A 25,380-nucleotide genomic window follows, 5' to 3' on the forward strand; every position below is an offset into this window, starting at 1 on the left:
TTGCCCGAAAATTGCAATGCAAATCGTGCAATACAAATATGAACGAATATAGATCGTTATTTTGGCTCTCCTACGCCCCAGGCTGGGCGGCGCTCCCGGGAGGATGGCGGGTGTCTGGTCTGTTTCCCGCGGCGCTGATCGGCTACCGCCGTGTGCGGGTTGAGAAGGACGGAGCCCTCCGATTCGTGCGCTCAAAGGCCGATACGATCAGGTGTGATCGGATGGCCGCCGGAACGAGCCGCAGGCGGCATAGATCCTGCCGACATGATGAGCCGTCCTCCGCTTTCGCAACTCAGCCACAACGGCCCTCATCGTCGGCGGCAGGTCCTCGACGCGTGGGTGCGGAGATCGATAGCCATCCGGGAGGAGCACTGGAGCGAGGGCCGTCGCCAGGGCAAGGTCCGAGAGGGTGAGGGCATCTCCGTTCATGAAGGGGCGCCCATCGGCAAGACGGGCATCCGTCACATCGCAGGCCATGCGGATCCGTGTCAGCGCGTCAGCCGCCCTTCCGGGGCCGAGCCGGAGGAAGAAGGTGAAGGCGCCGCGCAGCAGAGGATAGGCCCAATCCAGAGCGCTGGCCTCACCGGGCGGGACACCGCGCGCGAACAGTTCCCCGGTCAGCGTGCGGTGTGGAAGCAGATGGAAGTAGGCCAGGGCGGCCGTGTCGTCCGCCAACGGGCCGTGGAACTGCTGCCAATCCGCCTCCACTTGTGTGCGGAGGGGTTGTCGTGCCGGGAGAAGCTTCCGCTCGCGGAGGCAGGTCGGCTCGAAGTGATCGACCATGGCGCGCGGACCGGCCAGCCGCAATCCGCCACCATACAGGAGGGGCACCTGGAGGGTCCCGCCGCGCCGTAGGGAGAGAAGGGAGGCCCAGCCGAAGAGATGCGGTTCCTCCTGATAGGTCACCCCATAGCGGTCAAGCAACAGGCGGCACAACTCGCTGTCGATCATCGGGGCAAAGGTCAGGAGGGTGCGTGGCGCAGGCGCCGACGTCACGCAGCCGCGCCCTGAGGACCAATCAGGTGGTCGAGCAGCCGCTTCCCCGGCAGGAAGAAGTACCCGCCACCTCGCATCGTCACGAAGCGCGGCATCGGCGAGAGACGCACGGGGCCTTCGCGGCTGGGAATGGTGAAGGCGCAGGCACCTTCCTCGGCGTCGCCAAGGAGCGGGTCCTTCTCGCAGGAGAGGCCGTGAAAGGACGGGCTGCGCAGCCAGGTTTGCTGCAGGAACTCGAACTGCCGCTCGATATCGCCGTTCAGGCACATGAACAGTAGGCCGGGATTTGCGCCGTCCTGCTCAAGGTAGTGGCGGCCGACCCGCAGGATACGATGGCGGTTGCTGATGGCGATCTGGTCAGCTGAGCCGGGGTCTAGGCTGTCGCGCGGGTTGGCGCGGCGGATATGGGCGCCGAAGGGACAGCGCAGAGCCTCCGGGTCCTCGGCGCCGAAGAGGAAGTCGTTGTCCTTTCGGCCGCTGCCGCGGCGCGGCGGCTGCACCGGTGCCGCGACGGCCGGGCCGGACGGGGCCCGTGCCGTCTCGGGGGTATCGTCGCCGAGGCCCGCGGAGCGCGCCTCATAGGGGAAGCGTGCGAGGGAGGAACCATCCTTCCAGCGTCCCACCAGCTTCGCCCCGATGAAGTCCGCCGTGACGTGGTTCGGCGGCGAGAGTCGATCGGTGAGGCGGACGGCCTCGGCGTCGCAATACGCGTCGAAGGCGGCGACATCCTGCTCCAGCTCGCGGATGACGAGATAGCTGCCGTTGAAGCCGACGTCGCGCGTGCCCTCCACGGCGGTGCGGCCGAAATCCACGCCGGGTGTCACGAGAGGAAGGTGATTGGCGGGGTCGGCTATCGCCGGCAGGGTTGGTCCAGGCGGGATATTGCCGCGGTTGTCCGGGTAGCCGAGGACGAACTCGCCAGGCTCGACCAGATGAATCGGATCGGCGTTGCGCAGCCCCTTGTAGGTGCCCCGGATCACCGGCTGCGAAACACCATCCACGAAGCCGAACGGCTCCCGCTTGTCCTCCGAGACGGGCTTCATGCGGATGCGGTGTGGCGCGGCCATGCCCAGGCGTGTCGTGTGGCTCGCGAGAGCTTCTTCCAACGCCTCGAGAGCCTCCGAGGTACGCCCATAGACCAGCAGTGCGGCGTCCGGCGGGGTTTGGCCCCAGCGCCAAGCTGCCGGCCCGTTCTCGCCATGGTCACCGAGAATGCGGGCGCGCGCCTCGGTCACCATGCCCTCGGTGAAGGCGAAGGGAAACGTGTCCAGGCAGCTCTCCGGGAGACCGAGCCGAGCGAGGCCACGCGCACCAAGGGCGAGGATGACGACCGCCTCCCTGCCGAGACGTCGCCCATCCCCGAAAGCGATGTGCGGCCGCACGGAGGCCAGCCAGTCCCGCGCCCGGCCGCGGTCCTCCGGCAGATCGAAGACGAGACAGGTCCCGAAGCGCAGGAAGCCCAACCCGCCGAAGGCAAGGCTCTGGATCTCGTTCGTCACGAGCTTGGACGCCGGCCGTGCCGCCGAGCCGAACAGGGAGAGCCAGCGGGTGGACTCGTCCTCCGTCATCGCTCCCGACAGGCCGCGGCGGATCTCTGCATTGGTGCGGATGGTCGCGGTGGTGAGCTCGGGGTAGGCGGAGTACCAGAACCGTGTGGGCACCATGCTGCGCCGGGCGTAGCGCTTGAACCGCTCGCCGTCCGTCGCGCCGCCCTGGATGAGGTAGGAGGTGCGCGGGAAGCCGATCGAGTTGGACCAGACGGCGGTCAACCCCGCATGGGCGCGGGTGATGAAGTCCTCCAGATAACTCTCCCAGCTGCCGCCGTAGTTGGAGAGGAAGATGAGGTCCGGGCTGCGCGGGGCGGTGACCCAGCGGGCGAAATGGATGGTGCCGATGTCGCTGAGGAAGCCGGGCCGGTAGTAGCGTGTCGCAAACTGGCCGATTGCCCAGAAGACCAGCCGGGCCGTGAACCAGCGGAGCAAACCCGGCTTGCGCTGGGTGACGGAGATCATGTGGTTCTGTGCGACGCGGTTCTCCCGCACGAAGAGGGCCGCGTTGGTCGCCCGATCGGGCGCGCGCTCCTCCACCAGGTCGCGCGATTCGGCATCGCGCAGCCGAACAAGGCCGATGACGACCACGACCACGACCAGCAGCAGCGCCATCCAGAGGCCGGTCCAGAGCACCGGGAGTGCACCACCGAGGAAGGCACCGAGCCATTTGCCGGCGCCGTGCGCCGGCCAGGCCGCGTGCAGGCCTGAGCCGACCGCCAGAGCCAGCAGGAGAAGGCCCAGTGGCCAGAGGTAGGTCACGGCGAAGGAGCCGGCGAGCCCGGCGACGAAGGCGGCCACCGAGGGCTGCTCGAACGGGGGCTCTGGATCCGCGGGCTCCAAGGCGAAGGCGAGGTCCGGGCGATCGGCGATGCGCGCGCGCACCGCTTCCATCCGCTCCAGCGCGTGCAGGTCGCCGGGCTGCTGGCCAAGAAGCGTCGCCACCGCCTTGGCCAGCCGGGCCTCCGCGCGGATGCGGCCGACGCTCAGCCCCGGCGTGCCCGCGAAGGCAAGGCCCGGGTTGTCGAACCATCCCCCGCCGACGCGCACCTGATGGCCGCGCAGGTAGGCGCGGAGGTCGGCACCGTCCTTCCAATCGGCAGCCAGGGTGAAGACCGGCCGGAGGTCCTCTCCGATGGCGGCGACGATCCGGGCGAGTGCCGCCTCCTCGGTGCCGTCGGCCGAGAACTCCAGCAAGAGGTAGGCCCGGGTGCCGTCGGCGGAGCGCAGGGCGTGCAGGCTGACGAAATGGGTGCCCTCTTCCCCGTCCAGCCGGTCGAGCGCCGTGCGCAGGTGATCGCGAGGTGGGTTGCCCAACCCGTCGATCACGGACTCCGCTTCCTGTACCCGGCCGGGGGCCAGGGGGGCGATCACGGTCACCATTGCGTGGGTCATGCCATGTCCCGTCCGAAGCGGACCGTCAGGCGGTCGGGGAAAGGGCCCGCCCATTCCACCGGGCCGATACCGGCGATTCCCCGCCGGATGAGCGCGCCGACGAGGAGCGGGATCTGAAAGGCGTTGATCGCCCGGCCGGCACAGGGGTGCACCCCGCCGCCGAAATGCAGGTAGGCAGCGGCCGGCCGGTCGGGGCGCATCGTCTGAGGGTCGGGGAAGACATCCGGGTCGAGCATGGCGGCCTGGGTCCAGGCAACGACCTGATCCCCTGCGCGGATCTCGACCGTGCCCAGCCGGGTCGGCGCAGCGGCCCGTCGCATCAGGATGGGGTTGTGCGGCCAGCGTCGCAGGGCTTCCCGGCACCAGCCGGCGAGACACTCCGGATCCTCCGCGTCGGCGGCCACACGCGCCAGCAGGGCGGGATCGCGACCGATCACGGCGATGATCTTCGCGACGGCAGTGGCCGTCGTGTCGATGCTGCCGACCAGCATGCCGCCGAGCGTGCGCCGGACCCCGTCGTCGTCCAGCAACCCGTCCCGCAGCAATGCTCCCATCATATCCGTGCCGAGGTCGCCGGCGGCGCGCCGCGCCGCGATCTCGTCAGCGAGCCAGCGCCTTAAGGGACCGGCCGCGCGCAGGGCACGCGCCTCGACCACCTTGTCGCCGGACAGGTTCAGGAAGACGTGGGCGAAGATGGCTCGCGCCACATCCATGAAGCTCCGCTCATCCGGGCCGCCGGTTCCGAACAGGGCGCGGGCCGTGCGCGCCGCGATCGGACGAGCGTAGCCGCCCACGACGTCGATCCCATCGTCGCCCGCTGCCTCGATCCGCTCGGCGGCCTGATGTGCGACAGAGACCCTGATCGCGGACAGGTCGACCTGGGAGAGCGCCCGGTAGAGCGCGGCACGCTCCCGGATGAGGGTAGCACCGCGGTCCAGGCCGAGGACGAAAGGACCGTTCACGGCATCGATCCGCGGGCCGTTCACCGGGGCGATGCGAAAGTCGAGATCGCGGGCCAGCATCTCTGCCACGTCGGCATGGCGGGCCAGGATGATGGTATGGCCGAGGCGGAACGGACCGCCCCAGAGCCCTGCGAGCCAAGCTCCAAGGCGCGCAGCCAAGGCCGGCAAGGGCTGCTCGGCGGTGAACTTTGCAGCGAAGCCGCCCACCCCCGATGGAGTCACCACATCGACGGGGAAAGCGGTATCGGGCGCAGGATTCATACGGGAGCCGTCCTCCTCTGCCCCGAACGCCTCATCACAGCGCGCCGCATTCTGCTACGATTTCGAACTGATGTGCAGGAAAATCGTGCCCGGGGAGGGTTGAACCCTTCTTCAGGGTTATGCCTCCGGCATGCCCGGCGGGGAGTGTCATCGGTGGACGGCGATGCGCGAGGCGTCACACGGTTCATGGAACGTCGATTGGTTCTTGTCGTGACGTCTGGCGAACAAAGACATCGCGCGCCCAGCATCGGTCCGGGATGAGCTTGCTGTTGCTTGCCGTCCCCAGGCATGAGCCGAGGTACCGATATGAGAGGAGGCGACTGGTCTGCGCTGTCGCTGCCGGATGAGTCTCCAATGTCGGTTGACGCTGCAGCACGGCGCACCCGGAGTGGGCGCGGCCTCTCCGGCCCATCCCGTTCCGCGCTCACCGTCTCCAGAACGCCTCCGAGGCAAGCCCGCGAAGAGGCGCGCCGTGCCGCGGTCCTCTCACCGCATCCGGGGAGCAGGTGATCGCCGGGCCTGACTACGGGGCGAGGAAGACGTCCAGAACAGCCTTGACCAGCGCGTCACGCTCCTTTGCCGGCGGGCCGCCAGGATTGCCTGTCGCTGGCTTTCCGTTCGTCTCGATCAGGATCATGTTGATCGCGGGACGGGGCCCCGCGGCGGCACTGCCCCACTGGCCCAGGGTCACGCCGTCCTCATGGGCGACCTGCTGGGTGGGATAGGTCGCCACCGGCTTCCCGGATCCGAGGCTGTTGCCCGGCACGCTCGCGCCCGCCGCCTTGGCCGCCTTCGCCATGTCCAGGGCGAGTTGCTCGTCCGCGGCCTTGAAGCTGGCGCGGGGATCGCTCGTGATGCCCGCACGCTTGTCGCCGCTTCCCACGCCGTGAACGCTCAGAAGCCGCTCCGGCTGGAAGCGTTGGATGAGTTCCAGAAGAGCCTGGTTCTCCGGCTCGACCGGCTTGCCGCTCTTGCCGAAGGTCGGGGCCGGCGGGTCACCAACCTTCGGCATCTGCCGATTGGGATCCGTGTGCTTGTCGGAGGTCTTGCGTCGCTTGGCAGCGCAGTTCTTCGCGAAGACCCTCGGCACGACCATCAAGGAAAAGGAACGCTTGGCCGTCTTCAGCATCGGCAGCAGCGTCTCGACAACCTCCACGCCGGCGAGCTCGTCGCCATGGACGCCGCTGATGATCATCGCCCGGCGCGCGGTGGTGCCGGGGAAGTAGAGCGCCCGGAAGCTGACCCCCGCGGCCGCCAGATCAGCCTCGATCCCACCCGGCTCTGCGGCCCATGCGCGTCCCGGGGCATTCGCCCGGCGCTGGCGCTCCTGAAGGTCGGCCAGAGGCCAGCGTGGTTCCGCGCCGAGAGCCGCCAGCCTCATCGCCAGCCAGCAATCATCGGTCATGGTCCCGGGGTTCGCCGGATCGTCGTAGGTCTTCCGGATCCAGGCATCGAGGTCAGGATCGGGCGGCCGGACCGGGCCGCGCCGCCGCAGGATGTCGAAGACGCGTCCCTTGCCGCCGGACTTCATGGCGGCATCGCACTCGTCGCTGAGCTGGCTCATGCAAGCCCCCGCTTTGAGGTGCCCCCTCGTCGGTCAGGATAGCGGATCAGGAAGCGCACGGCACCTTCGTTTCGACAGTGGCCGATCCTGTTCGGGGCCGGGGCCGTCGGGATCTCTGAGTTCATTGTTCTCCCGCTCTGCTGGCGGGCGTCGCACCATGGCGGGGCCCGGTCCCGATCCCCGTCGTGCGACGAGACGCCGAAGCTGTCTGGTTGGCGCGGCGACCCGATCCCTCTGGTCTGGCAGGCCCTCCACGAAGACCCGGGCCAAGCGTGTCTCTCTTGCCATGCGCCCGCATCGCGCGTTCGGAGGCGATCGGTTTCCCGATCCGTTCCCGCCCCCGCTCAGGCGGCTCTGCTATGCTCCGGGGATGGAATCGACGGCTGATCCGACTCCCTCCCCCACGTCCCGTCTGCCCTGGGAGTTCCATCCGGCGCTGACCGAGGAACGCCTTCGCCTCTGCGCCCGCATGCTGGCCAATGCCCGCCGGGACGCTCTGGCCATGGCGAGCTACGACCTGGGTGACGACCCCTGGTCCATCGGCTGCCGCGCCTTCGCCTTCGGGCGTCACCGGCTGAAGCGCGCCGCGTCCTCCGGGGAGTTCCCCTGGCTCGAGGTGCTCGACGACAGCGCTCACTTCGTCTTCGTCATCGGCTCGAACGGGCACGGCGTGCCGGTGCGCTTCTACCGGGGCGCGGCCGACGACCCCACCGACCGGACCCTCCGGCTGCAGGAGATCGAGGCCGAGCAGCTCAACCTGGCTCTCGGCGAGGCGGCCGACGGCCTGATGTTTCGCTTTGCCGTGGAGACCGGCGAGGCCGGGCGGGTGGAGCGAGTGGTCTTCCTGGCGCTCCGCGGCGAGGACCGGGTGGAGTGCTTCTGGCCGGTGCCACTGGAGATGCCCCTGCTCTCGGCCGGCCCCTCGGAGCAGCTTCGTCTCATCGCGGATGACGGCTACGCCGGCCCGGTGGCTGCCCGCCGGGAGGCGGCACCGCCCCTCGGCGCCGCTCCCAAACCCCGGCGTAGGTCTGTCGGCGACAGCCAGCGACGGCAGGCCTCCCTCATCTGACCTACGAGACGGTTCTGTGTATTGGGTCCGAACTCGCGGCTTGTCGGGCAATGTCCGCCAGGACATGGATCGATTTTCCTCCACCGTCGCGCCTCGCTGCCGCGCGTCCATCGGAACCGCGCTGTTCGGACGCTAGGCCGTCTCTTCTCGACGGCCGGGAGCGGCGGGCATTCTTGATTTCGATGAATGTCCCGTGCTCGGCCAACCGCGCGATGTTGGCGAGTCCTGCAGATTAGGGTTCCCAGTCGAATGGGCAGATCGGCACCAGGCTGACAGGTCATCGAGCGGACACGCGATAAGCCTCGCGAGCGTGAAGGTATCACCCGGCCACGTCAGGACGGCCGAGTTTGGAGAGTCGCTGCTCAGATCTCCGTCATAACATCCCGAGAGTTCGTCATATGTTCCCTAGACGGGAATTCTGAGCGGAATCAGGGTGCTGAAAGCCTTCGTGCCGGAAGGATCTCAGCGTCGTGCCGCAACCTACGCTGCGCAGTCACCAGAGAGAGGTTCTGGCCGTGGTGCAGGCCATCGCCTCGGGGGAGGCGGGCGGCGTGCGTGACATCCTGGCCGCCGTCACCCCCGGCGGGGGCAAGTCCCTCCTGCCCGTCATCGCCGCCCGCGCGCTGATCGCCTCCGGCCTCTGCGAGCGCGTCTGCTGGGTCGTCCCGCGCGACAGCCTCCGTCTGCAGGCCGAGGAGGCCTTCGCCGACCCGACCTGGCGGGCGGCTCTCGGCCACAGCCTCTCCGTCCGCGCGGCCGAGAATGCGCCCGGCGACCCCTGCCGCGGGCTGGAGGGCTACGTCACCACCTACCAGGGCATCGCCGCAGCCCCTGACCTCCACCTCGCCGCCTTCCGCCAGCACCGATACCTGCTGGTTGTCGACGAGGTGCACCACCTCCCCGCACTGGGCCAAGCGGACAGCGCGGGCGGGCACGAGGGCCGGGACGGGCACGGCCCCGATCCCTCCGCCGCCTGGTCCGCCGCGATCGAGCCGCTGCTGGCCTGCGCGAGCGCCCGCCTGCTGCTCTCGGGCACGCTGGAGCGGGCGGACGGACGCCGCATCCTCTGGCTGCCCTATCGCGCCGGTGGGGGAGGGGGCGGCCGCCAGGAGGTGGACCTCGCCGCCCCGGGCTGGGCGGTGGTGGGCTACAGCCGGGCCCGGGCGCTCGCCGAGCGCGCCGTCCTGCCGGTCGCCTTCGGTGCGCTCGACGGCGAGGCCGCCTGGCTCGGGCCGGAGCCGGAGGAGGGCGGCCCGCGCCCGCATCTCGGCCCCCACCGTCTGCGCGCCGTGGCACCGAACGAGACCACCCGGCCCGCCCTCTTCACCGCCCTCCGGACCGGCTTCGCCGAGGCGCTGCTGCGCCGCTCCTTCGAGGCCGCGCGCCGGCTCCGGGCCGAGCGGCGGGGGCGCTTGGAAGTGGGCGAGGGAAGGGCGATCCGGGGCCTGGGCAAGCTGCTGGTGGTGGCACCCGACCAGGGGCAGGCCCGGCGCTACCTCGACATCCTCCGGCGCTGGGTGCCTAGCGCCCAGCAGCACACGGTGGCGCTGGCCGTCTCGGACGAGCGGGGCGCGCACGAGACACTGGCCGCCTTTCGCCTGACGCCCGAGCCCTCGGTGCTGGTCACGGTGGCCATGGCCTACGAGGGCCTGGACGCACCGGAGGTGGCGGTGGTCGCGGCGCTGACGCATGTGCGCTCGCGTCCCTGGCTCGAGCAGATGGTCGCGCGGGCGACGCGGGTGGACCCGCATGCCGGACCCTACGAGAGCCAGCGGGCGCTGGTGTTCCATCCGGACGATCCGCTCTTCGCGCGCTTCCGCTGGCGCATGGAGCGGGAGCAGGGCACGCGCGCCAAGCCGCCGCACTCACCCCGACAAGCCGCCCTGCCCCTGCCGGGCTGGCTGGAAGAGGAGCTGGCCGAGGCGCGGGAGCGGCAGGGCATCGTGCCGCTGGAGAGCAACGCCCTCGCGCTGCGGCTCAGCACGCTGCGCCCCGGCCCGGACCTCGCGGCGGGGCTGGCCGCGGCGCGGGAGCCGGACCCGCAAGGAGAGCTGCTGGAGCCGCCCTCGGTGGCCGAGCGGCGGCTGCGGCAGCGGCTGGCGGAGATGGTGGCCGCGCAGGCGGTGGAGGACGCGCAGGGGGGAGGGGAGGGGACCTCAGCCGCTCCCGTGCCCGTCGCGCCCCGCGGGGCGGGGCTGTTCCACGCCTACAACGCCGCCCTCAAGCGGTCGCTGGGCGGGCGTTCCCGGGCGGAGATGTCGATCGCGGAGCTCGAGGCGGCGCTGGCGTGGCTGGGGCGGAACCGCCTGCGGGACCACCTGCACCTGCTGGACGGCGACCACCGCTACGGCTGGGCCGCCCGCAAGCGCGGCGAGTGGCGGCCGCCCGTGGGCAGGCCCGCGATGATGTGGGGCGCTGGCTCACGGAGCGAGGCCAAGCGGCGCCGCGCCTGAGTCGGGGATTCGCCCCGCGACAAAGCCTGACTTCTGCATTGTTGCAGAGGTCGGACCTCCATGTGTGACCCATCAGCGATGCCGCCAGCTGAACGCCTGGAAAGGAACCTGTCGACCTGGAGGAACGCAACCTTCATTCTTCCCTCACGCGCCGGCTCAACCAGGCGCGACAGGAGGGAACCGATGGGAACGGATCTGTCCCGCCGTGCCGTTCTGGGCGGCGTGGGGATGGTAAGCATGGGTGCTGGGCTGATGGTCGGATCGGCCCAGGGGCAGCCTGCGGCGGCTGCTGCGAGCCCGGTCAGAGGCATCGCGACGACGGTGAAGTTCTCCACCGGAACCGAGCCGCCGCGAACGCCGGCACCCCCGCTCGCGACGGATTGCCATCACCACGTCTATGACGCGCGCTTCCCACCTGATCCCCGCACTCAGCTGAGGCCGCCGGACGCCTCGCCGGAGGACTACCGGGCCCTGGCACGGCGGCTCGGAACGCAGCGCTCCGTCCTTGTCACACCTTCCACCTACGGCACCGACAACCGGCTGCACCTGCAGGCCATGCGCGAGCTGGGGCCGGAGAGGACGCGCATGGTCGCGGTCGTCGACACGAGCGTGACCGACGCGCAGCTGCGGGAGATGCATGAGGCCGGGGTGCGGGGCATCCGCTTCAACCTCGTCCAGGCCGGCGTGACGACGCTCGAGATGCTGGAACCGCTCTCCGCCCGGGTTCAGCCGATGGGGTGGCACACGCAGATCCACATGCTGGGCGACCAGATTGCGGACAACGAAGCGCTGTTCGCGAGACTGCCGGCACCGATCGTCTTCGATCACCTCGGCCGCATTCCGATGGACAAGGGCGTGGAGCATCGGGGCTACCAGACGGTCCGGCGGATGCTCGACGCGGGCAAGGCGTGGGTGAAGCTCTCTGGCGCCTACATGGACACGAAGGTGGGACCGGCCGGGCGGTGGTCCGACACGGTCCCTGTCGCCCGGGGCTACGCAACGGGAGCGCCGGAGCGATGCGTCTGGGCCAGCGACTGGCCACACGTCACGGAGCCCGCCGAGAAGCCCGACGATGCCGCGCTCTTCGATCTCTTGACGGAGTGGGTGCCGGATGAGGCGGCGCGCAGGCGAGTGCTGGTCGACAACGCTGCCGTCCTCTACGCATTCCCGCGTGCCTGAACAGCCGAGGGCCCGTGCCCGGACATCCGGCACGGGCCATCGGCGTCCCCTCCCGGCAGACACTCTTCGACGGGTTCGACCTGCCGCCCTTTCATTCCGGCTCATCAATGCTAGCGTGGATGGCTGGGTGAAAGCGAGGAAACAGCCATGATCAACCGCCAGCCGCGCTCGGTCCGGCGTCGCACACTCCTCGCCGGCGCTGCCTCCGCCGCAGCCCTTCCCGCCCTCGCCCAGCCATCCGGCGCAGCGTGGCCGACACGCCCGATCCGCTGGATCCTGGGCTTCGCGCCGGGCGGTGCCGGCGACATCACCGCCCGGCTCATGGCACCGCGCCTGCAAGCGATCCTCGGCCAGCCCGTCCTCATCGAGAACCGTCCGAGCGCCGGCGGCATCGTGGCGGCGGAGGGCGTGGCGCGGAGCGAGCCCGATGGCCACACGCTCCTCCTCGTCACCAGCACCTCGTCCACGGCGGTGGCCTTCTACAAGACGCTTCCGTTCGACACGGAGCGGGACTTCGCGCCGGTCGGGCTGATCTCGACCTTCGGCCACGTGCTGATGACCGCGCCGAACTCGCCCTACCGCAACCTGAGCGACGTCATCGCGGCGGCGAAAGCGCGGCCCGGCACCGTGAATATTGCTTCCATCGCCGTCGGAACGGCGCAGCACCTCTCGGCCGAGCTGTTCCGCGTCATGGCCGGCATCGAGACGGTCACCGTCACCTATCGCAGCACCCCGGACCTCGTGAACGCCGTTGCCGCCGGCGAGGTCGCGGTGGGCTTCGAGACCCTTCCTCCCATTCTCGGACAGCTCGGCGCAGGGGCTCGTGTGCGCGCCCTCGCCATCTCGGCCCCGCAGCGCTTCGCCGGGCTGCCCGAGATACCCACTGCCGAGGAGGCGGGGCTCGCCGGCTATCTTGCGGGCTCCTGGAATGGCGTGCAGGCGCCGGCGCGGACGCCGCCCGCCGTCATCGCCAGGCTGAACGCGGCGATCAACCAGGTCGTCGCCGAGCCGGAGATCCGGAACCGGCTGATGGAGATGGGCCTGCAGCCGAGCCCCGGTACCCCGGACGCTCTCCAGAAGCGTCTCGTGGACGACACCGCGCTCTGGACCCGCGTCGTGAGCGAGGCCCGCATCGAGCGGCAGTAGCGATCGCCCTCGTCAGACGACGGGGGCGGTCCGGCGCACCACGACCTCCGTCCGGCGCAGCTCCTCCACGAAGCCCGCGAGCCGGTCGGCGATCGCGGACACCATGGCGCGCCCCTTCTCCGCGCTGGCGAGCGACTCGTCCCCGTCCACGCCCTGGCGCGCCTCGGTCCGTGCGCGGAACTCTTCGGGGGTGTGCGGCAGGAAAACGCTGTCCCCGTCCAGTCGGCGGTCGAGCGAGCCGTGGCCGCGGCGCGGGGGACCGTCTGGCGCGGGGATCGCTGTCGCCCGGAAGCCGCCCGGCGCTTTCGCCATGTCGGTGAACTGGGGCCAGTAGGCCAGCACCATCGAGATTTCCGTCTCGCCCGCATGGCCAATCGTCCCCGGGGCCCCCTCGCAAAGGGCGGCCACGGCCTCCCGCGCCAGGAGCCCGCAGTCGGCCACGGCGACCGCGGCCCCGGTCTCGACACGCAGCCTCACGGCCGCGATCTCGAGAGGCGGCAGGTTGGCGATCCGGTTCCCGTTCACGAAGACGACGCGCCGGAAGCCGGAGTGCAGCAGGGACTGCGCGATGTCGGTCGCGACCGCCGTGAGTGTCTCCGCGCGCAGCCCGATCGCGCCGGGATAGGACATATGGCCGCTGGACCAGCCGAAATGCAGCGGCGGCGTGACGAGGCAGCCGCAGCGGCGGGCCGCCTCCTCCGCCACCACGATGGCCCAGCCGGTATCCAGGAGCATGGGGGCGAAGTGCCCATGCTGCTCCGTCGCACCGATGGGCACGAGGGCGACGTCATCGCGACGCAGGTGGTCATCCACCTCGTTCCACGACATCTCGTGCATCCAGACGCTCGGCGTGCGTGGCATGGTGGCGATCTCCCAGGACCGATACGATGCGGGCCTGCCCGGCGGTGGTCCAGAGCCGGGAAGACCGCTCGAACATCAGGCGATTCTCATCGCTCTGCCTGAGCCCCCGCGACAGAGCCGAAGCAGTGTGTGCGGGCCAGGATTTCTGCCTCTGTTCGGCCCCGGCACTGTGGGGCCGCTTCGAAGAAGACGGCCGAGATCCGCTTGTGCCATTCAGGAGCGCAAGGCTTGCTCCGTCAGCGCCCGGCGCCGCGTACCCCTGCGGCGGCTCTGCCGAGGAGCCCGCGCTCGGATAGGTGCCGCATCAGCCAGCCCATGCCGTGAACCCAGGGCGGGCAGTCATGCGTGTGGCGCACCCGGTTCGTCAGGCGGCCCAGGCGCGGGCTGGCGATGGACACGATGTCCCCCACCAGGTGGGTGAAACCCTGCCCCGGCCCGAGCCGGTCCTTGGTCGGGGCGAACATCGTGCCCAGGAACAGCATGGCACCATCGGGATACTGGTGGTGTTCGTTCATGGCCTGCGCGACCAGTTCGGCCGGATCGCGGCTGATCTCCGACATGCGGGACGAGCCCTCGAGCACGAAGCCGTCGGGTCCCTGCACGGATAGCGACAGCTCCGCGCGGCGCACGTCATCCAGGCTGAAGCCGGCATCGAAGAGGCGCAGGAAAGGACCGAGGGCGCAACTCGCGTTGTTGTCCTTGGCCTTGGACAGCAACAGCGCGGAGCGGCCCTCGAAGTCGCGCAGGTTGACGTCGTTGCCGAGGGTGGCGCCCACCACCCGGCCAGAGGGAGAGCAGGCCAGGACCACCTCCGGCTCCGGGTTGTTCCAGGCCGAGTCCGGGCGGATGCCGACGTCCGCGCCGGTTCCCACGGCGGCCATCGGCTGGGCCTTGGTGAAGATCTCCGCGTCCGGGCCGATCCCGACCTCGAGGTACTGGCTCCACATGCCCTGTTCCAGCAGCAGCGCCTTCACCTCGGCCGCCTCCGGCGAGCCGGGCCGCAGCGCGCGCAGGTTGCCCCCGATGGCGTTCGTCACCTGGGCGCGGATCGCCTCGGCCGCTTCGGGAGCACCCTTGGCGCGCTCCTCGATGACACGCTCCAGCATGGAAGCGACGAAGGTAACACCGGCCGCCTTCAGCGCCTGGAGGTCGGCCGGCGCCAGCATCCAGGGCTGGGTGGAGTCGCGCGCCTCGGGCGGCGTGTTGGCGAGGATGGCGCCGACCTGCCCGAGCGAAGGACCCGTCGCGCCGCGTAGCGCCACCGCGGGATCCTCCTCCGCGCAGAGCTCGCTGAGGGTCGGAAAGGCAGCGCTGATATCGAGCAACTCGCCGCCGCGGAGCGCCACGACGCAGGGACCTCTCGACGCCGGATGCCACACCCGCCCCACCAGGGTTGCGGCGCCGGCATCGTCCGGTAGCACCGATTCCGGCCGAAAGGCTGGGATGGTCGGGAGAACGGGAGACGGTGAACGCTGATCGGCACCACGGCCCGCCGCTTCCTGCATGATTCGCTTCCTCCGATCTGTTTCGGCTTGTTTAGACCGGTCACGCCGTGATGGTTAAGGTCCGGCGCCGTCCCGCTGACCCGGTCCAGTCGACCAGTTGCCACGGCAAAAGGGGTGTCGATTGAACTCGGCAGCCGGCTCGGCCTCCCCGGTCCGCTTCGACCTTTGGCCGCTGGAGATGCCGATCGCCGCGCCGAGCTGGCTGCAAACTCGGAACCGTGCGGATCACGATGGCCGGACGTCGCCCGAGGCAGAATGGCCGCCACTGGTCACAGAACCCGAACGCAGCCCTATTCAACTCCAACTGGCTTGCGCAGATGTCGTGGATGGCGGCGGTCGTGGCAGCGCGACCCCGACCAGCACGTCGCGCGTGATGATTTCCGTCAGACGATCCTCGGACCAACCATCGGTTTCGGCAGGGCGAAGTGGCAAGACCATCCAGCGGAAATCGGCGGTGCTATCCACCACACGCACTTCCACCCCCTCGGGCAGGGCCGTGCCCCATTCGGCCAGCACGCCCCGGGGATCACGCACGGCGCGGGCCCGGTAGCCGAAGCTCTTGTACCAATGCGGCGGGTAGCCGAGCACCGCGCGCGGGTAGCAGCTGCAGAGGGTGCAGACGACCAGATGATGCCGTTGGGGCGTGTCCTCGAGCACGCCGAGAGGTGGGGCACCGGCCATGGACACCCCCAACGCTTCGGCCGCGGCGGTGCCGTCCGAGAGCAGGAGTTGCCTCCATTCAGGGTCGAGCCAGGCCCGGGCCACCATGCGGGCGCCGATCTCAGGGCTCGCGCGATCCGTCTGTTCTTGGCGGGCGCTCAGCTCCTCCTCGGTCAGGATGCCCTTTGCCTTGAGGGCGGCGATGAGGGCTTCGAGCCGTGCGGGGGAGTCGGGGCGGGCGGGAGCGCTCATTCAGGCGGCGCCCCTTGCAGGCTCAAGAGGCTCGAGCCAGTGCTCGAAGATCTCGACCAGCACCTCGTCGCCGGGGTGGCCCTCATTCCAGATCGGCGGCTGCTCGAACAGGACATGGTAGAGAGCACGCTTCGGTGCCGGCCGGGCGAAGGCGAGATCCTCGGGGTTCGCAAAGCTGCCGAGAAGGCGCTGCACCGTCCCGGTACGCCCCCGCAGGTAGTGCGGCGTGCGGATATGGCAGGGGCCGCGGCGCTCTGGCCAGTCGTCCCTGACGTGAACCCGGGTGCCGGGCGGGAAACGGGGCGCCGTGGCGGCGGGCCTGCCGGGTGGATCGGAGGCAGCGGCACTGGTGCCCTCGGCCGGGGTCATCGCAGGTCCTCCTGCGTCACGACGCCCTTCTCGAGCATCAGCGTGGTGATCGAGCGAAGCCAGCGTTCATAATAGGTGAGGTCCAGGTATTCGCTTTCCGGAATCGCTTCGATCCCCCGGCGGAGCTCGTCCACCGTCATCAGCTTTTTCTGGGCCAGGAGCTGACGCAGGGCATCCACGCGCTTGCCGAAGTCGTCGGGCGGTGCCTCGTCACGCTCCACGGCGGTGCAACGGAAGCGCGGGGCCCCGCCCATGTCGTGCGTGGCGGGGACCGGGGCCTCGAATGGGGACCCGGCGCTGAGGGCGGCGTCGCTCATGGTACGAGGCTAGGACGGCGGGCCAAGTGCGTCCACTTGTCCGGCACCACGGGAGATGTCGCCCAGCTCGGCGGTGCAGCGCCCGTCCCTGCGGGCGGGCCGATGATGGTCGCCAGCCGGCTGGTCGCTACCGAGGTGGCATCGGGGATACGGGTACATCGTGACCGAACAGCCGCCGCGCCGTCGCTCCTCCCCGGCAAGCCGGCATGTACGGATGCGTTTACGATCAGGCCGTCACGAAGCCCGAGAGCGCCACCGCGAACCACGATGGAGGATGCCCTACCCCGAACAGCATCCGTCTCGCCTCACGACGCCGCCGCGATGGCCTGCTCCTCGCTGTACCCGGCGCCTTCCGTGATCAGCGTCCTCAGCGCGTCGGGAGGCAGGGCGGCGCTGACCTCCTGCCGAAGCTTGTCGTGCACCGCCTGGGCGCTGAGGCCCCGCAGGGTGCCGCCTTGCTGCTGTCTCACCTCGCCGAAGCCCATGAGCCGCGCGGCGATGTCCGGCTTCCCCTCTCGCGCCGCCAGCAGGCCGAAGCGCTCGAGATTGGCCGTCACCTCGGCCGGCATGCCCATGATCCGGGTGGCGTAAAGCCGGTCCGTGGCGATGCGCCGGGCCCGCGGCAGATCGTCCTGCATGAGGCTGTAGGTGGCCATCGCGCCGTGCAGGTGCTGCACCCAGGCCGATCGTATCCGGCCGGGCCCCAGCTCTTCCAGCGCCCGCTCGACGATGGTGAGCGCCTCTCCGACGCGGCCGCTGGAGAACGCCAGCTCCGCCAGATCCCCCAGCACCAGCGCGCGGTCGCGCTGCGCGGCGAGCCGGTCGGCCAGCGCGAGCGCGGCCGACAGGACGACGCCGGCCTCGTCCACAGCGCCCCGACGAAGGAGGAGCAGCGCCCGCAGGCGCTGCAGGCCGATCATCGCCTTTGTCTCGGCAGCCCTGCCCAGCCACTCCGCCGCCTCCGCCAACCGGGCCGCTGCGCCCGATGCATCGCCCGCCATCATCGCGTGCAGGGCCTGGTGAGACAGGGCGCGCCCGAGCGCGGACGGGTCGGGATCGTCCCGCAACAGGGCGACCGCCCTGGCGGAGGCGGCGGGCGCGCCCGGCTCGCCCAGGGCCAGCCAGCCGCTCCGGCCAAGCCAGAGGCGACCCTCCGTCCCGGAGGGCAGATCAGCCGGTCGGAGGGCCAGCGCGCGATCGAATACCTGGGTCAACTCGCCGGTGGAGGCGAACTCGCCCCAGAAGGGCCCGGTGACGCTGGCGAGGGTCGCGCCCAGTGCCGCATCGCCGCCCTCGTCCAGCGCCCAGGCGAGGTTCGTGCGGAGTAGCTCCCATTCCGGACGGTAGCGGGCATGCCAAGCGGCATCCCCGGTCACCTCCCAATTCGCCTCGGCAGCGCGGCACAGGCCCGTCAGCCATTGCGCGAGGCGGGCCCTGGTCTGCCACGTCTCGGCGGCCGGCACGCTCTCCCCGATGATGAAGCGTGTCGCTTCGAGCAGCCGGTAGCGCGGCGGGTCGCGCGACAGGTCCGCCTGGACGAGGGACTTGTCGACAAGCCCGGCGATCAGCGCCGGAAGGGCATCCGTCTCCGTGCCGTCCGCCGCGAGGGCCCGGGACGCCTCCATGCTCCAGCTCCCCCGGGCGGCGGCAAGGCGCCCCAGCAGCGCCCGCTCCACCGGCTCCAGCAGATCCAGGCTCCAGGCGATTGTCGCCCGGAGGGTCTTCTGCCGGGTGGGAGCGGTGCGGCGGCCTTCGGCCAGGGGCGCGAGGCGCTGTTCCAGCATCTCCCGCAGCTGCCCGGGGCGCAGCGATTGCAGCAGTGGAGCGGCCAATTCGAGGGCCAGGGGAAGCCCGTCCAGTTGCCGGCAGATGGCGAGGATGTCCTGCGCCTCCTCCGCGCTCGGCACGAAGGGGCCGATCACCGCACGGGCGCGCTCGAGAAACAGGGCGCCGGCCGGATAGGCCTCGGGCCCGGCCCCGGCGATCCCGTCATCCGGCTCGGGAACGGCGAGCGGCGCAAGCCGGTGGCGGTGCTCGCCCTCGGCCCGGAGCGGCTCCCGGCTCGTGGCCAGGATGGTGATACGGGGGGCGGCGCGCAGGATCGCCTCGGCCATTTCGGCCACGGGGTCGAGCATGTGCTCGCAGTTGTCGAGCAGCAGCAGGCCGCGCCGCGGCGTCAGCCAGAGAAGGCTGGAGGCGCGGTAGGCGAAGTTCCGCACGTCGATGCCCAGGGCACGCGCGATGGTCCGGGGCAGGGCGGCCGGATCGGTCTGCCCGCCGAGGTCGGCGAACCAGACCCCGTCCGGGAAGTCCGCCGCCACCCGGTCCGCGACCTCCAGCGCCAGCCGCGTCTTGCCGACCCCGCCGCCGCCCAGGATCGTGACCAGCCGGCCGGAGACGAGGCGCGCCGCCACCGCCTCCACATCCGCCTCCCGCCCGATCATCCGGGTGAGGGGGCGCGGCAGATCGGCCGGGCTCTGGCCGGGCAAGGGCGGCGGAGGCGGGGCGGGCACGGCGGGCTGCGGCCCATCCGGGTCCAGGGGCGCGACGAAGCGGTAGCCCTTGCCGGAGACCGTCGCGATCACGCCGGCGCCCAGCAGCTTGCGCAGCGCGGCGACGTGCACGGTGAGGTTGCCCTCCTCCACCACCCGGCCCGGCCACACGAGTTCCAGCAACGCGTCCTTCGTCACGACGGCCTCCCGCCGCTCGATCAGGGCGAGCAGCAGGTCAAAGGCGCGGCCGCCGATCGCCGCCTCGCGCCCGTCCACCAGAAGGGCGCGGCGCGCGGGCAGCACGGCGTACCGGCCGAAGGCGTAGCCCCCGGCCGGTCCGGCGCCGGGGATCGGGAAGTCCGGACTCATCGCCGGGCAGGCTAGCGGGCGCGGCCGCTTAGGAAAAATTCGGAACTCTACGGAGGCGTCACGAGGATTTCGGCCCCCCTCCGGCCGCAGGGTCGGCCCCACCCCATCCGGAGGCTCAACCGTGACCCTCTTCCTGCTCGCCTATCTCGCAGGGGGGCTGACGCTCCTCAGCCCCTGCATCCTGCCGGTCCTGCCCTTCATCCTGGCGCGGGCGGACCGGCCCTTCCGCCGCGACACCCTGCCATTGCTGACCGGCCTCGTGCTCGGCTTCGTGCTGGTGGCGAGCCTCGGCGCCGTGGCCGGCGGCTGGGCCGTGGAGGCCAACCAGCACGGCCGCACGGTGGCCCTGGCTTTGCTGGGGCTGTTCGGGCTGACCTTGCTCTGGCCGGGCCTGGCAGACCGCCTGGCGCTGCCCCTGGCAGGGATGGGTGACCGGTTGCGGCGGCGCGCCGCGGTGGCCCGCTCACCGCGTCTCGCCTCGCTCCTGGTCGGCGCCGCGACGGGGCTGGTCTGGGCGCCTTGCGCCGGACCGGTGCTGGGACTGATCCTGACCGGGGCTGCCGTCGAGGGGCCGACCCTCGGGAGCGCGGCGCTCTTGGCGGGCTATGCCGCGGGGGCGGCGACGGCACTCGCCCTGGTCTCGGCCCTGGGCGGGCGGCTGCTGCGGGCCATGCGGCGCGCCCTTCCCGCCGCCGGGCTGCTGCGCCGGGGTCTGGGTGCGCTCGTCGTGCTGGCCGTCGCCGCCATCGCCCTCGGCCTCGATACGCGGCTGCTCGCCGCGACCTCCCTTGCCGGTGCCACGACGCTGGAGAGGGCGCTGGTGAACACCCTGCCCCCCGGGGAGCGCTCCGCCATGCTGCAACGTGCTGCGACACCCGCGCCCCTGCCCGTGCTGGGCCGCCTGCCCGGCCTCGACGGCGCGGTGACATGGCTGAACACGCCACCACTTTCGCCGGAGGCGCTGCGCGGCAAGGTCGTGCTGGTCAACTTCTGGACCTACTCCTGCATCAACTGCCTCCGCACCCTGCCGCAGCTGCGCGCCTGGGCGCAGCAATACGCGGATCGCGGGCTGGTGGTGCTGGGCGTCCACACGCCGGAATTCGCCTTCGAGCGGGACGTGAGCAAGGTTCGCCGCGCGCTGCGCGACCTGAACATCACCTACCCCGTCGCCGTCGATAGCGGCTACGCGGTGTGGCGCGCCTTCGGCAACGGGTCCTGGCCGGCCTTCTACCTGGCCGATGCCGAGGGCCGCGTGCGCCACGTGCAGTCGGGCGAGGGCGGCGAGGCGCGGCTGGAGGCCGCGATCCGTGCCCTGCTGGCCGAGGTCGGTCAGGACAGAGAGGCGCCCGGCGTGGCCCTGCACCGGCCGGGAACCCAGGCCGCGCCCGACTTCGCCCACTTGCGCTCGGCCGAGATGTATCTCGGCTACCGCCAGGCGACCGGCTTCGCGGGGCGGCAGGCGGTGCGGCGGAACGCGCCGCAGCTCTACCAGGCCGCCGACCCCGGCCTGAACGAGTGGAGCCTGGACGGGCGCTGGACCGTCGGCGCCGAGCACGCCGAGCTCGACGCGGCGGGCGGCGGCATCGTCATGCGCTTCCATGCCCGTGACCTACACCTCGTGCTCGGCGCGCCGGACGGCCGGCCGGTTCGCTTCCAGGTCATGATCGACGGCCGCGCCCCCGACGACGACCACGGGGCCGATACCGATGCCCAAGGCATCGGCACGGTGGACGGGCACCGCCTCTATCAGCTCGTCCGCCAGCGCGGCGAGGTCGGAACGCGGCTCTTCGAGATCCGGTTCCTGGATGCCGGCGCGCAGGCCTACGCCTTCACCTTCGGCTGACGCCGCGGGACCGCCCCCTCTCCATCACCGACAAGGACGATCCTTATGATCCCATCTCACCCGGGTCTGTCCCGGCGCAGCCTGCTGGGCGCGGCTGGCCTGGCCCTGGCAGCCGGCACCGCGCCGCCGGCCGCCTTCGCCCAGCCCTCCACCTTCGGGCCGCTCAGGCGGGCATCGACCGACGTGCTGGAGATCGGCTTCGTCGAGCTGGGTGCGCCGGCCGGGCCGGTGGCCATCCTCCTGCATGGCTGGCCCTACGACATCCACACCTACGAGGAGGTGGCCCCGCTGCTGGCGGCGCGCGGCTACCGGGTGATCGTGCCCTACCTGCGCGGCTACGGCGCGACGCGCTTCCTGTCCGACGCCACGCCGCGCAACGGCCAGCAGGCGGCGGTCGCGGCCGACATCCTGGCCCTGATGGACGCGCTGCGGATCGACCGCGCCGTGATCGCCGGATGCGACTGGGGGGCGCGAACCGCGAACATCCTCGCCGCGCTCTGGCCGGAGCGGTGCAGCGCCCTCGTCTCCGTCAGCGGCTACCTCATCGGCAGCCAGGAGACGAACAGGGCGCCGCTGCCGCCACAGGCCGAGCTGTCCTGGTGGTACCAGTTCTACTTCGCGACGGAGCGCGGGCGCGCGGGCTACGAGCGTTATCGCGCCGACTTCGCGCGGCTCATCTGGCGTCTTGCCTCGCCGCGATGGAACTTCGACGAGGCCACCTTCCAGCGGAGCGCCGCGGCATTCGAGAATCCGGACCACGTCGCGGTCTCCATCCACAACTACCGCTGGCGGCTCGGGCTTGCCGCCGGCGAGCGCCGGTATGACGCGCTGGAGACGCGCCTGGCAGCCTTTCCGTCCATCGGCGTGCCCACCATCACGCTGGAAGGGGATGCGAACGGCGCACCGCATCCGGAGCCGTCCGCCTATGCCGCGAAGTTCACGGGCCGGTACCAGCACCGGCTGATCACCGGCGGCATCGGCCACAATCTTCCCCAGGAAGCGCCAAAGGCCTTCGCACAGGCCGTGCTCGACGCCGTTGCATGATGACCGCGAACAGCATCCAGCCCGGCCCGACGAACACAGGCATCACCGCCAGGGCGGACGACATGCCTTCGGACAGGATCCGGTTGAAGCGGCGCGACACCGGCGGAGATCGCCGGTGTCGTGTCCGTCTTCGCCGCCAATGAAGCCAGCGTCACTTTCGAGCCCGCGAGAGGGTCAGCGCTGGGTCTCGTGAAGCGGGTTGTTGTACCTCCCAGGGGTGGTCGAAGCGGCAGGCCACCCAATAGGCTCCATGCCGGTGCTCACCAACGCTGATCTGCGGGCGGCGGGTACCCTGTCCACATCACAGTTCAGCAGCCGTCGCACGCTGGTCAGGGCGCGGTGGCGCTCGGCCCCGACCTTCTCATGGGCGACTGGGTTACCGCGCCCCGTGCGGCGTCGCTCGCTCCTAACACTTCGTGGGGATGCTGGTCAGGCGGGCTGCCATGATGGCGTCCATGGTTCGGTTCGATGGCCGGGACGCGATCTGAGCATCCCGGCCCCCTGGATTCGGGGATGAGGCACCCTTCAGACCTGCGCCAGGCCGCCATCGGCGAAGAGTTCGGCCCCGGCGACGAAGCTGCTGTCATCCGAGGCAAGGAAGAGCACGGCCTTCGCGATCTCCTCCGGCTCTCCCACGCGCCCGAGCGGCACCTGGCTGGCGAGGGCGTCCAGCAGCCCCTTCTGCTGCGCGGCGTCCTGGCCCGCCAGTTCCACCAGCCCAGTGGTTCGCACCGGACCGGGGCTGATGACGTTCACGCGGATGCCGCGCGCCTTCAGGTCCAGGGTCCAGCTGCGGGCCAGGTTCCGCACCGCCGCCTTGGAGGCGCTGTAGAGGCTGAACGCGGCCGTGCCCATCGTCCCGGCGGTCGATCCCGTCAGGATCACGGAGGCGCCGTCCACCAGCAGCGGCAGAGCCTTCTGCACCGTGAAGACCACGGCCTTCACGTTGCGTCCGAATGTGTCCTCGTACTGCTCCTCGGTGATGGCGCCGAGCGGCAGCATCGTGCCGCCGCCGGCATTGGCGAAGAGGACGTCGATCCGCCCTGCTTCGGCCTTCACCCGCTCATAGAGGCGGTTGAGGTCGTCGGGCTTGGTCGAATCTGCCTGAACCCCCGTGGCGTTGGGGCCAATCTTGGCCACGGCGGCGTCGAGCTCTGCCTGGCGACGGCCGGTGACATAGACGCGCGCGCCTTCGGCGGCGAAGCGCCTGGCAGTGGCGAGCCCGATGCCGCTGGTCCCGCCGGTGACGACGGCGACCTTGCCCTCAAGCTTGCGAGCCATGTGTGCAGTTCCTTGCTGGTTGATACGCGGAGAATGTCGCCACGCCTCATGGTTCAAAATAGAAAGGGTCGCAAAGCATCCTTGCAGGATTGTCGATGTCGGGACTGCCGGATTTCGAAGCCCTGGCCATGGTCGCCAAGGTGGCGGAGGAGCGTTCCTATGCCGGGGCCGCCCGGGCGCTGGGCGTCTCGGTCGCGACCGTGTCCCGCGCCGTCACCCGGCTGGAGGAGCGGTTGGGTGGGCGGGTCTTCAACCGAACCTCCCGCCGCCTCGCTCTGACGGATCTTGGCCGCGGTGTCGCGGAGCGGGCGGCCCGGGTGCTCTGGGAAGCGGAGGAGGCGGAGAGCACGGCCCGCGAACTGGCCAGCCGGCCGCGCGGCACGGTGCGGCTGGCGGTTCCCATGTCCTTCGGGCTGCGCTGGGTGGCGCCGCTGATGCCGGACTTCTTCCGGCTCTACCCCGAGATCGCCGTGGACCTGCATCTGAGCGACGCCAGCGTGGACCTGATCGGGGAGGGCTTCGACGCCGCGCTACGGATCGCGGTGCTGGAGGACTCCTCGCTCGTGGCGCGCCGGCTCTGCCCCGTGGCCCGCCATATCGTGGCTTCTCCTGCCTATCTCGCCCGCTACGGGCGCCCGCAGCATCCGGGCGAGCTGAGCGCGCATCACGGTCTTGGCTATGCCTACCACGCCCGAGGCGATGTGTGGCGCTTCACGGGACCTGCGGGCGAGGTGGTCTCTGTCACACCCTCGGGGCCGCTGCGCGTGACGAATGTGGACGCGCTGCTTCCCACGCTGCTGGCAGGGCTTGGCATCGCGGAGCTGCCGGAGTTCATCTCCGCCGAGCACCTCGCGAGCGGCCGGCTCGAGATCGTCCTTTCGGCGTGGAAGGTCGCCACCGGGGGGCTTTACTTCGTCACCCCGACCACCCGGAACCGACCGGCCAAGGTGGAAGCCCTCGGCAGCTTCCTCACGACGCGTCTGTCCCGCCCAGCCTGGTCCGGATTCCCCTGAGACCGAGGCGAGGCCGAACCGGAACGGCACGGGCTCTAGCGGCGGTAGTCGGCGCCGTCGCGGTCGATCCGGCGCAGCAGCGCCTCCCATTGCCGCTGGCCGTAGTCCGGGGTGGCCCGCAGGGCCTTCATGCGCCGGGCGGCGCGCTCGACGATGTGCGGTTCGATCAGCACTGGGGGCTCGTCCATGGTCCGGGCGATCAGCTCCACCTCGCAGGCGCGCTCCAGCATGTAGAGGCGCTTGAGGGTGGCGGGGATCGTGCGGCCGGCGGCCAGCAGGCCGTGGTTGTGCGGCACGAGGCAGCCCCCCTTCTTCGCGCTCTCGCCCAGCGCCTCGCACTCCTCGGCCGAGGCCGGAATGCCGTAGGGGTGGTAGACCACGTCATCCAGCACCTCCATGGCATCCTGGCTGATCGGGCGCAGACCCCGCTTCAGCACCGAGATGCCGGCGCCCGCGCGCGTGTGGGAGTGCATCACACAGGCGACGTCCGGGCAGGCCTTGTAGATGCCGCTGTGGATCGTGAACCCGGCGGCGTTGTAGCGCGTGCCGCCGCCGAGCACCTGTCCCGACATGTCCATCTTCACGAGACTGGAGGCGGTGATCTCGTCGAACAGGTCGCCGTAGTTGTTGATGAGGAAGGTCCCGGGCTCACCGGGCACGCGCACCGACATGTGCGTCTCCAGCAGATCGGTCCAGCCGAGGTGCTGGACGATGCGGTAGAGCGCGGCGAGATCGCAGCGCGCCTCCCACTCGGCGTCCGTGGTGCCGGGATCGGCTTTGCGGATGGCGGACATGCAGGCGT

Annotated in this window: 19 protein-coding genes; 7 read left to right on the forward strand and 12 right to left on the reverse strand. The window is 70.7% G+C overall.

What is annotated here, in order from left to right:
• Positions 1 to 207 precede the first annotated feature (207 nt).
• From ACP6CK_RS22655 to ACP6CK_RS22670, 4 genes are all read right to left on the reverse strand, one after another.
• A complete protein-coding gene (locus ACP6CK_RS22655; protein ID WP_426955582.1) occupies positions 208 to 996 on the reverse strand; it encodes a hypothetical protein in 789 nt (262 codons plus the stop codon).
• Entirely contained in the window at positions 993 to 3,938 is a 2,946-nt protein-coding gene (locus ACP6CK_RS22660) for a Dyp-type peroxidase (protein ID WP_426955583.1), read from the reverse strand. The genes ACP6CK_RS22655 and ACP6CK_RS22660 overlap by 4 nt, the downstream gene beginning before the upstream one ends.
• Positions 3,935 to 5,161: a cytochrome P450 gene (locus ACP6CK_RS22665; protein WP_426955584.1), complete on the reverse strand. Its 1,227-nt coding sequence runs from the start codon at positions 5,159 to 5,161 to the stop codon at positions 3,935 to 3,937. Before ACP6CK_RS22665 ends, ACP6CK_RS22660 begins: the two co-directional genes overlap by 4 nt.
• 523 nt (positions 5,162 to 5,684) lie before the next feature.
• On the reverse strand, positions 5,685 to 6,725 hold the full coding sequence (locus ACP6CK_RS22670; protein WP_426955585.1) for a hypothetical protein: 1,041 nt from the start codon (positions 6,723 to 6,725) through the stop codon (positions 5,685 to 5,687).
• A 370-nt stretch (positions 6,726 to 7,095) separates the two neighbouring features.
• Between ACP6CK_RS22670 and ACP6CK_RS22675 the strand changes: the two genes are divergently transcribed.
• The 4 genes from ACP6CK_RS22675 (at position 7,096) to ACP6CK_RS22690 (ending at position 12,572) form a co-directional block, all read left to right on the forward strand.
• Positions 7,096 to 7,794: a hypothetical protein gene (locus ACP6CK_RS22675; RefSeq protein WP_426955586.1), complete on the forward strand. Its 699-nt coding sequence runs from the start codon at positions 7,096 to 7,098 to the stop codon at positions 7,792 to 7,794.
• 470 nt (positions 7,795 to 8,264) lie between these two features.
• Positions 8,265 to 10,247: a DEAD/DEAH box helicase gene (locus ACP6CK_RS22680; protein ID WP_426955587.1), complete on the forward strand. Its 1,983-nt coding sequence runs from the start codon at positions 8,265 to 8,267 to the stop codon at positions 10,245 to 10,247.
• 183 nt (positions 10,248 to 10,430) lie between these two features.
• Positions 10,431 to 11,426, forward strand: coding sequence for an amidohydrolase family protein (locus tag ACP6CK_RS22685; RefSeq protein WP_426955588.1), 996 nt, complete (start codon positions 10,431 to 10,433; stop codon positions 11,424 to 11,426).
• A gap of 147 nt (positions 11,427 to 11,573) precedes the next feature.
• Positions 11,574 to 12,572 (forward strand): Bug family tripartite tricarboxylate transporter substrate binding protein, encoded by a 999-nt coding sequence (locus ACP6CK_RS22690; RefSeq protein WP_426955589.1) that lies wholly within the window; start codon positions 11,574 to 11,576, stop codon positions 12,570 to 12,572.
• Between the two features lie 12 nt (positions 12,573 to 12,584).
• Here the strand turns inward: ACP6CK_RS22690 and ACP6CK_RS22695 are convergent, their stop codons facing one another.
• The 6 genes from ACP6CK_RS22695 to ACP6CK_RS22720 all read right to left on the reverse strand — a co-directional run bounded on the left by ACP6CK_RS22695 (position 12,585) and on the right by ACP6CK_RS22720 (position 19,397).
• Positions 12,585 to 13,433 carry a creatininase family protein gene (locus ACP6CK_RS22695; protein ID WP_426955590.1) on the reverse strand — a complete coding sequence of 283 codons (849 nt, stop codon included), beginning with the start codon at positions 13,431 to 13,433 and terminating at the stop codon, positions 12,585 to 12,587.
• Between the two features lie 236 nt (positions 13,434 to 13,669).
• A complete protein-coding gene (locus tag ACP6CK_RS22700) occupies positions 13,670 to 14,779 on the reverse strand; it encodes a fumarylacetoacetate hydrolase family protein (protein WP_426955591.1) in 1,110 nt (369 codons plus the stop codon).
• 453 nt (positions 14,780 to 15,232) lie between these two features.
• Entirely contained in the window at positions 15,233 to 15,850 is a 618-nt protein-coding gene (locus ACP6CK_RS22705; RefSeq protein ID WP_426955592.1) for a nitrile hydratase subunit alpha, read from the reverse strand.
• Complete coding sequence (locus ACP6CK_RS22710; RefSeq protein ID WP_426955593.1) at positions 15,851 to 16,219, reverse strand: SH3-like domain-containing protein; 369 nt, start codon at positions 16,217 to 16,219, stop codon at positions 15,851 to 15,853. It lies immediately after the preceding gene.
• Complete coding sequence (locus tag ACP6CK_RS22715; protein ID WP_426955594.1) at positions 16,216 to 16,536, reverse strand: nitrile hydratase; 321 nt, start codon at positions 16,534 to 16,536, stop codon at positions 16,216 to 16,218. The genes ACP6CK_RS22710 and ACP6CK_RS22715 overlap by 4 nt, the downstream gene beginning before the upstream one ends.
• 305 nt (positions 16,537 to 16,841) lie before the next feature.
• A complete protein-coding gene (locus ACP6CK_RS22720; RefSeq protein ID WP_426955595.1) occupies positions 16,842 to 19,397 on the reverse strand; it encodes an ATP-binding protein in 2,556 nt (851 codons plus the stop codon).
• Positions 19,398 to 19,518: 121 nt separating this feature from the next.
• Between ACP6CK_RS22720 and ACP6CK_RS22725 the strand changes: the two genes are divergently transcribed.
• Both ACP6CK_RS22725 and ACP6CK_RS22730 read left to right on the forward strand, forming a co-directional pair.
• Positions 19,519 to 21,240, forward strand: a complete 1,722-nt coding sequence (locus ACP6CK_RS22725; protein WP_426955596.1) for a cytochrome c biogenesis protein DipZ — start codon at positions 19,519 to 19,521, stop codon at positions 21,238 to 21,240.
• A 45-nt stretch (positions 21,241 to 21,285) separates the two neighbouring features.
• Entirely contained in the window at positions 21,286 to 22,284 is a 999-nt protein-coding gene (locus ACP6CK_RS22730) for an alpha/beta fold hydrolase (protein ID WP_426955597.1), read from the forward strand.
• A 525-nt stretch (positions 22,285 to 22,809) separates the two neighbouring features.
• Here ACP6CK_RS22730 and ACP6CK_RS22735 read toward each other — a convergent pair.
• On the reverse strand, positions 22,810 to 23,565 hold the full coding sequence (locus ACP6CK_RS22735; RefSeq protein WP_426955598.1) for an SDR family oxidoreductase: 756 nt from the start codon (positions 23,563 to 23,565) through the stop codon (positions 22,810 to 22,812).
• 95 nt (positions 23,566 to 23,660) lie between these two features.
• On the opposite strand from ACP6CK_RS22735, the gene ACP6CK_RS22740 reads away from it, so the two are divergent.
• Entirely contained in the window at positions 23,661 to 24,578 is a 918-nt protein-coding gene (locus ACP6CK_RS22740; protein ID WP_426955599.1) for a LysR substrate-binding domain-containing protein, read from the forward strand.
• 35 nt (positions 24,579 to 24,613) lie between these two features.
• Here the strand turns inward: ACP6CK_RS22740 and ACP6CK_RS22745 are convergent, their stop codons facing one another.
• Complete coding sequence (locus ACP6CK_RS22745) at positions 24,614 to 25,372, reverse strand: class II aldolase/adducin family protein (protein WP_426955600.1); 759 nt, start codon at positions 25,370 to 25,372, stop codon at positions 24,614 to 24,616.
• Positions 25,373 to 25,380: the final 8 nt, after the last annotated feature.

The sequence above is a fragment of the Muricoccus radiodurans genome, from assembly GCF_050154705.1.
GTDB classification, from domain to species: Bacteria; Pseudomonadota; Alphaproteobacteria; order Acetobacterales; family Acetobacteraceae; genus Roseomonas; species Roseomonas radiodurans.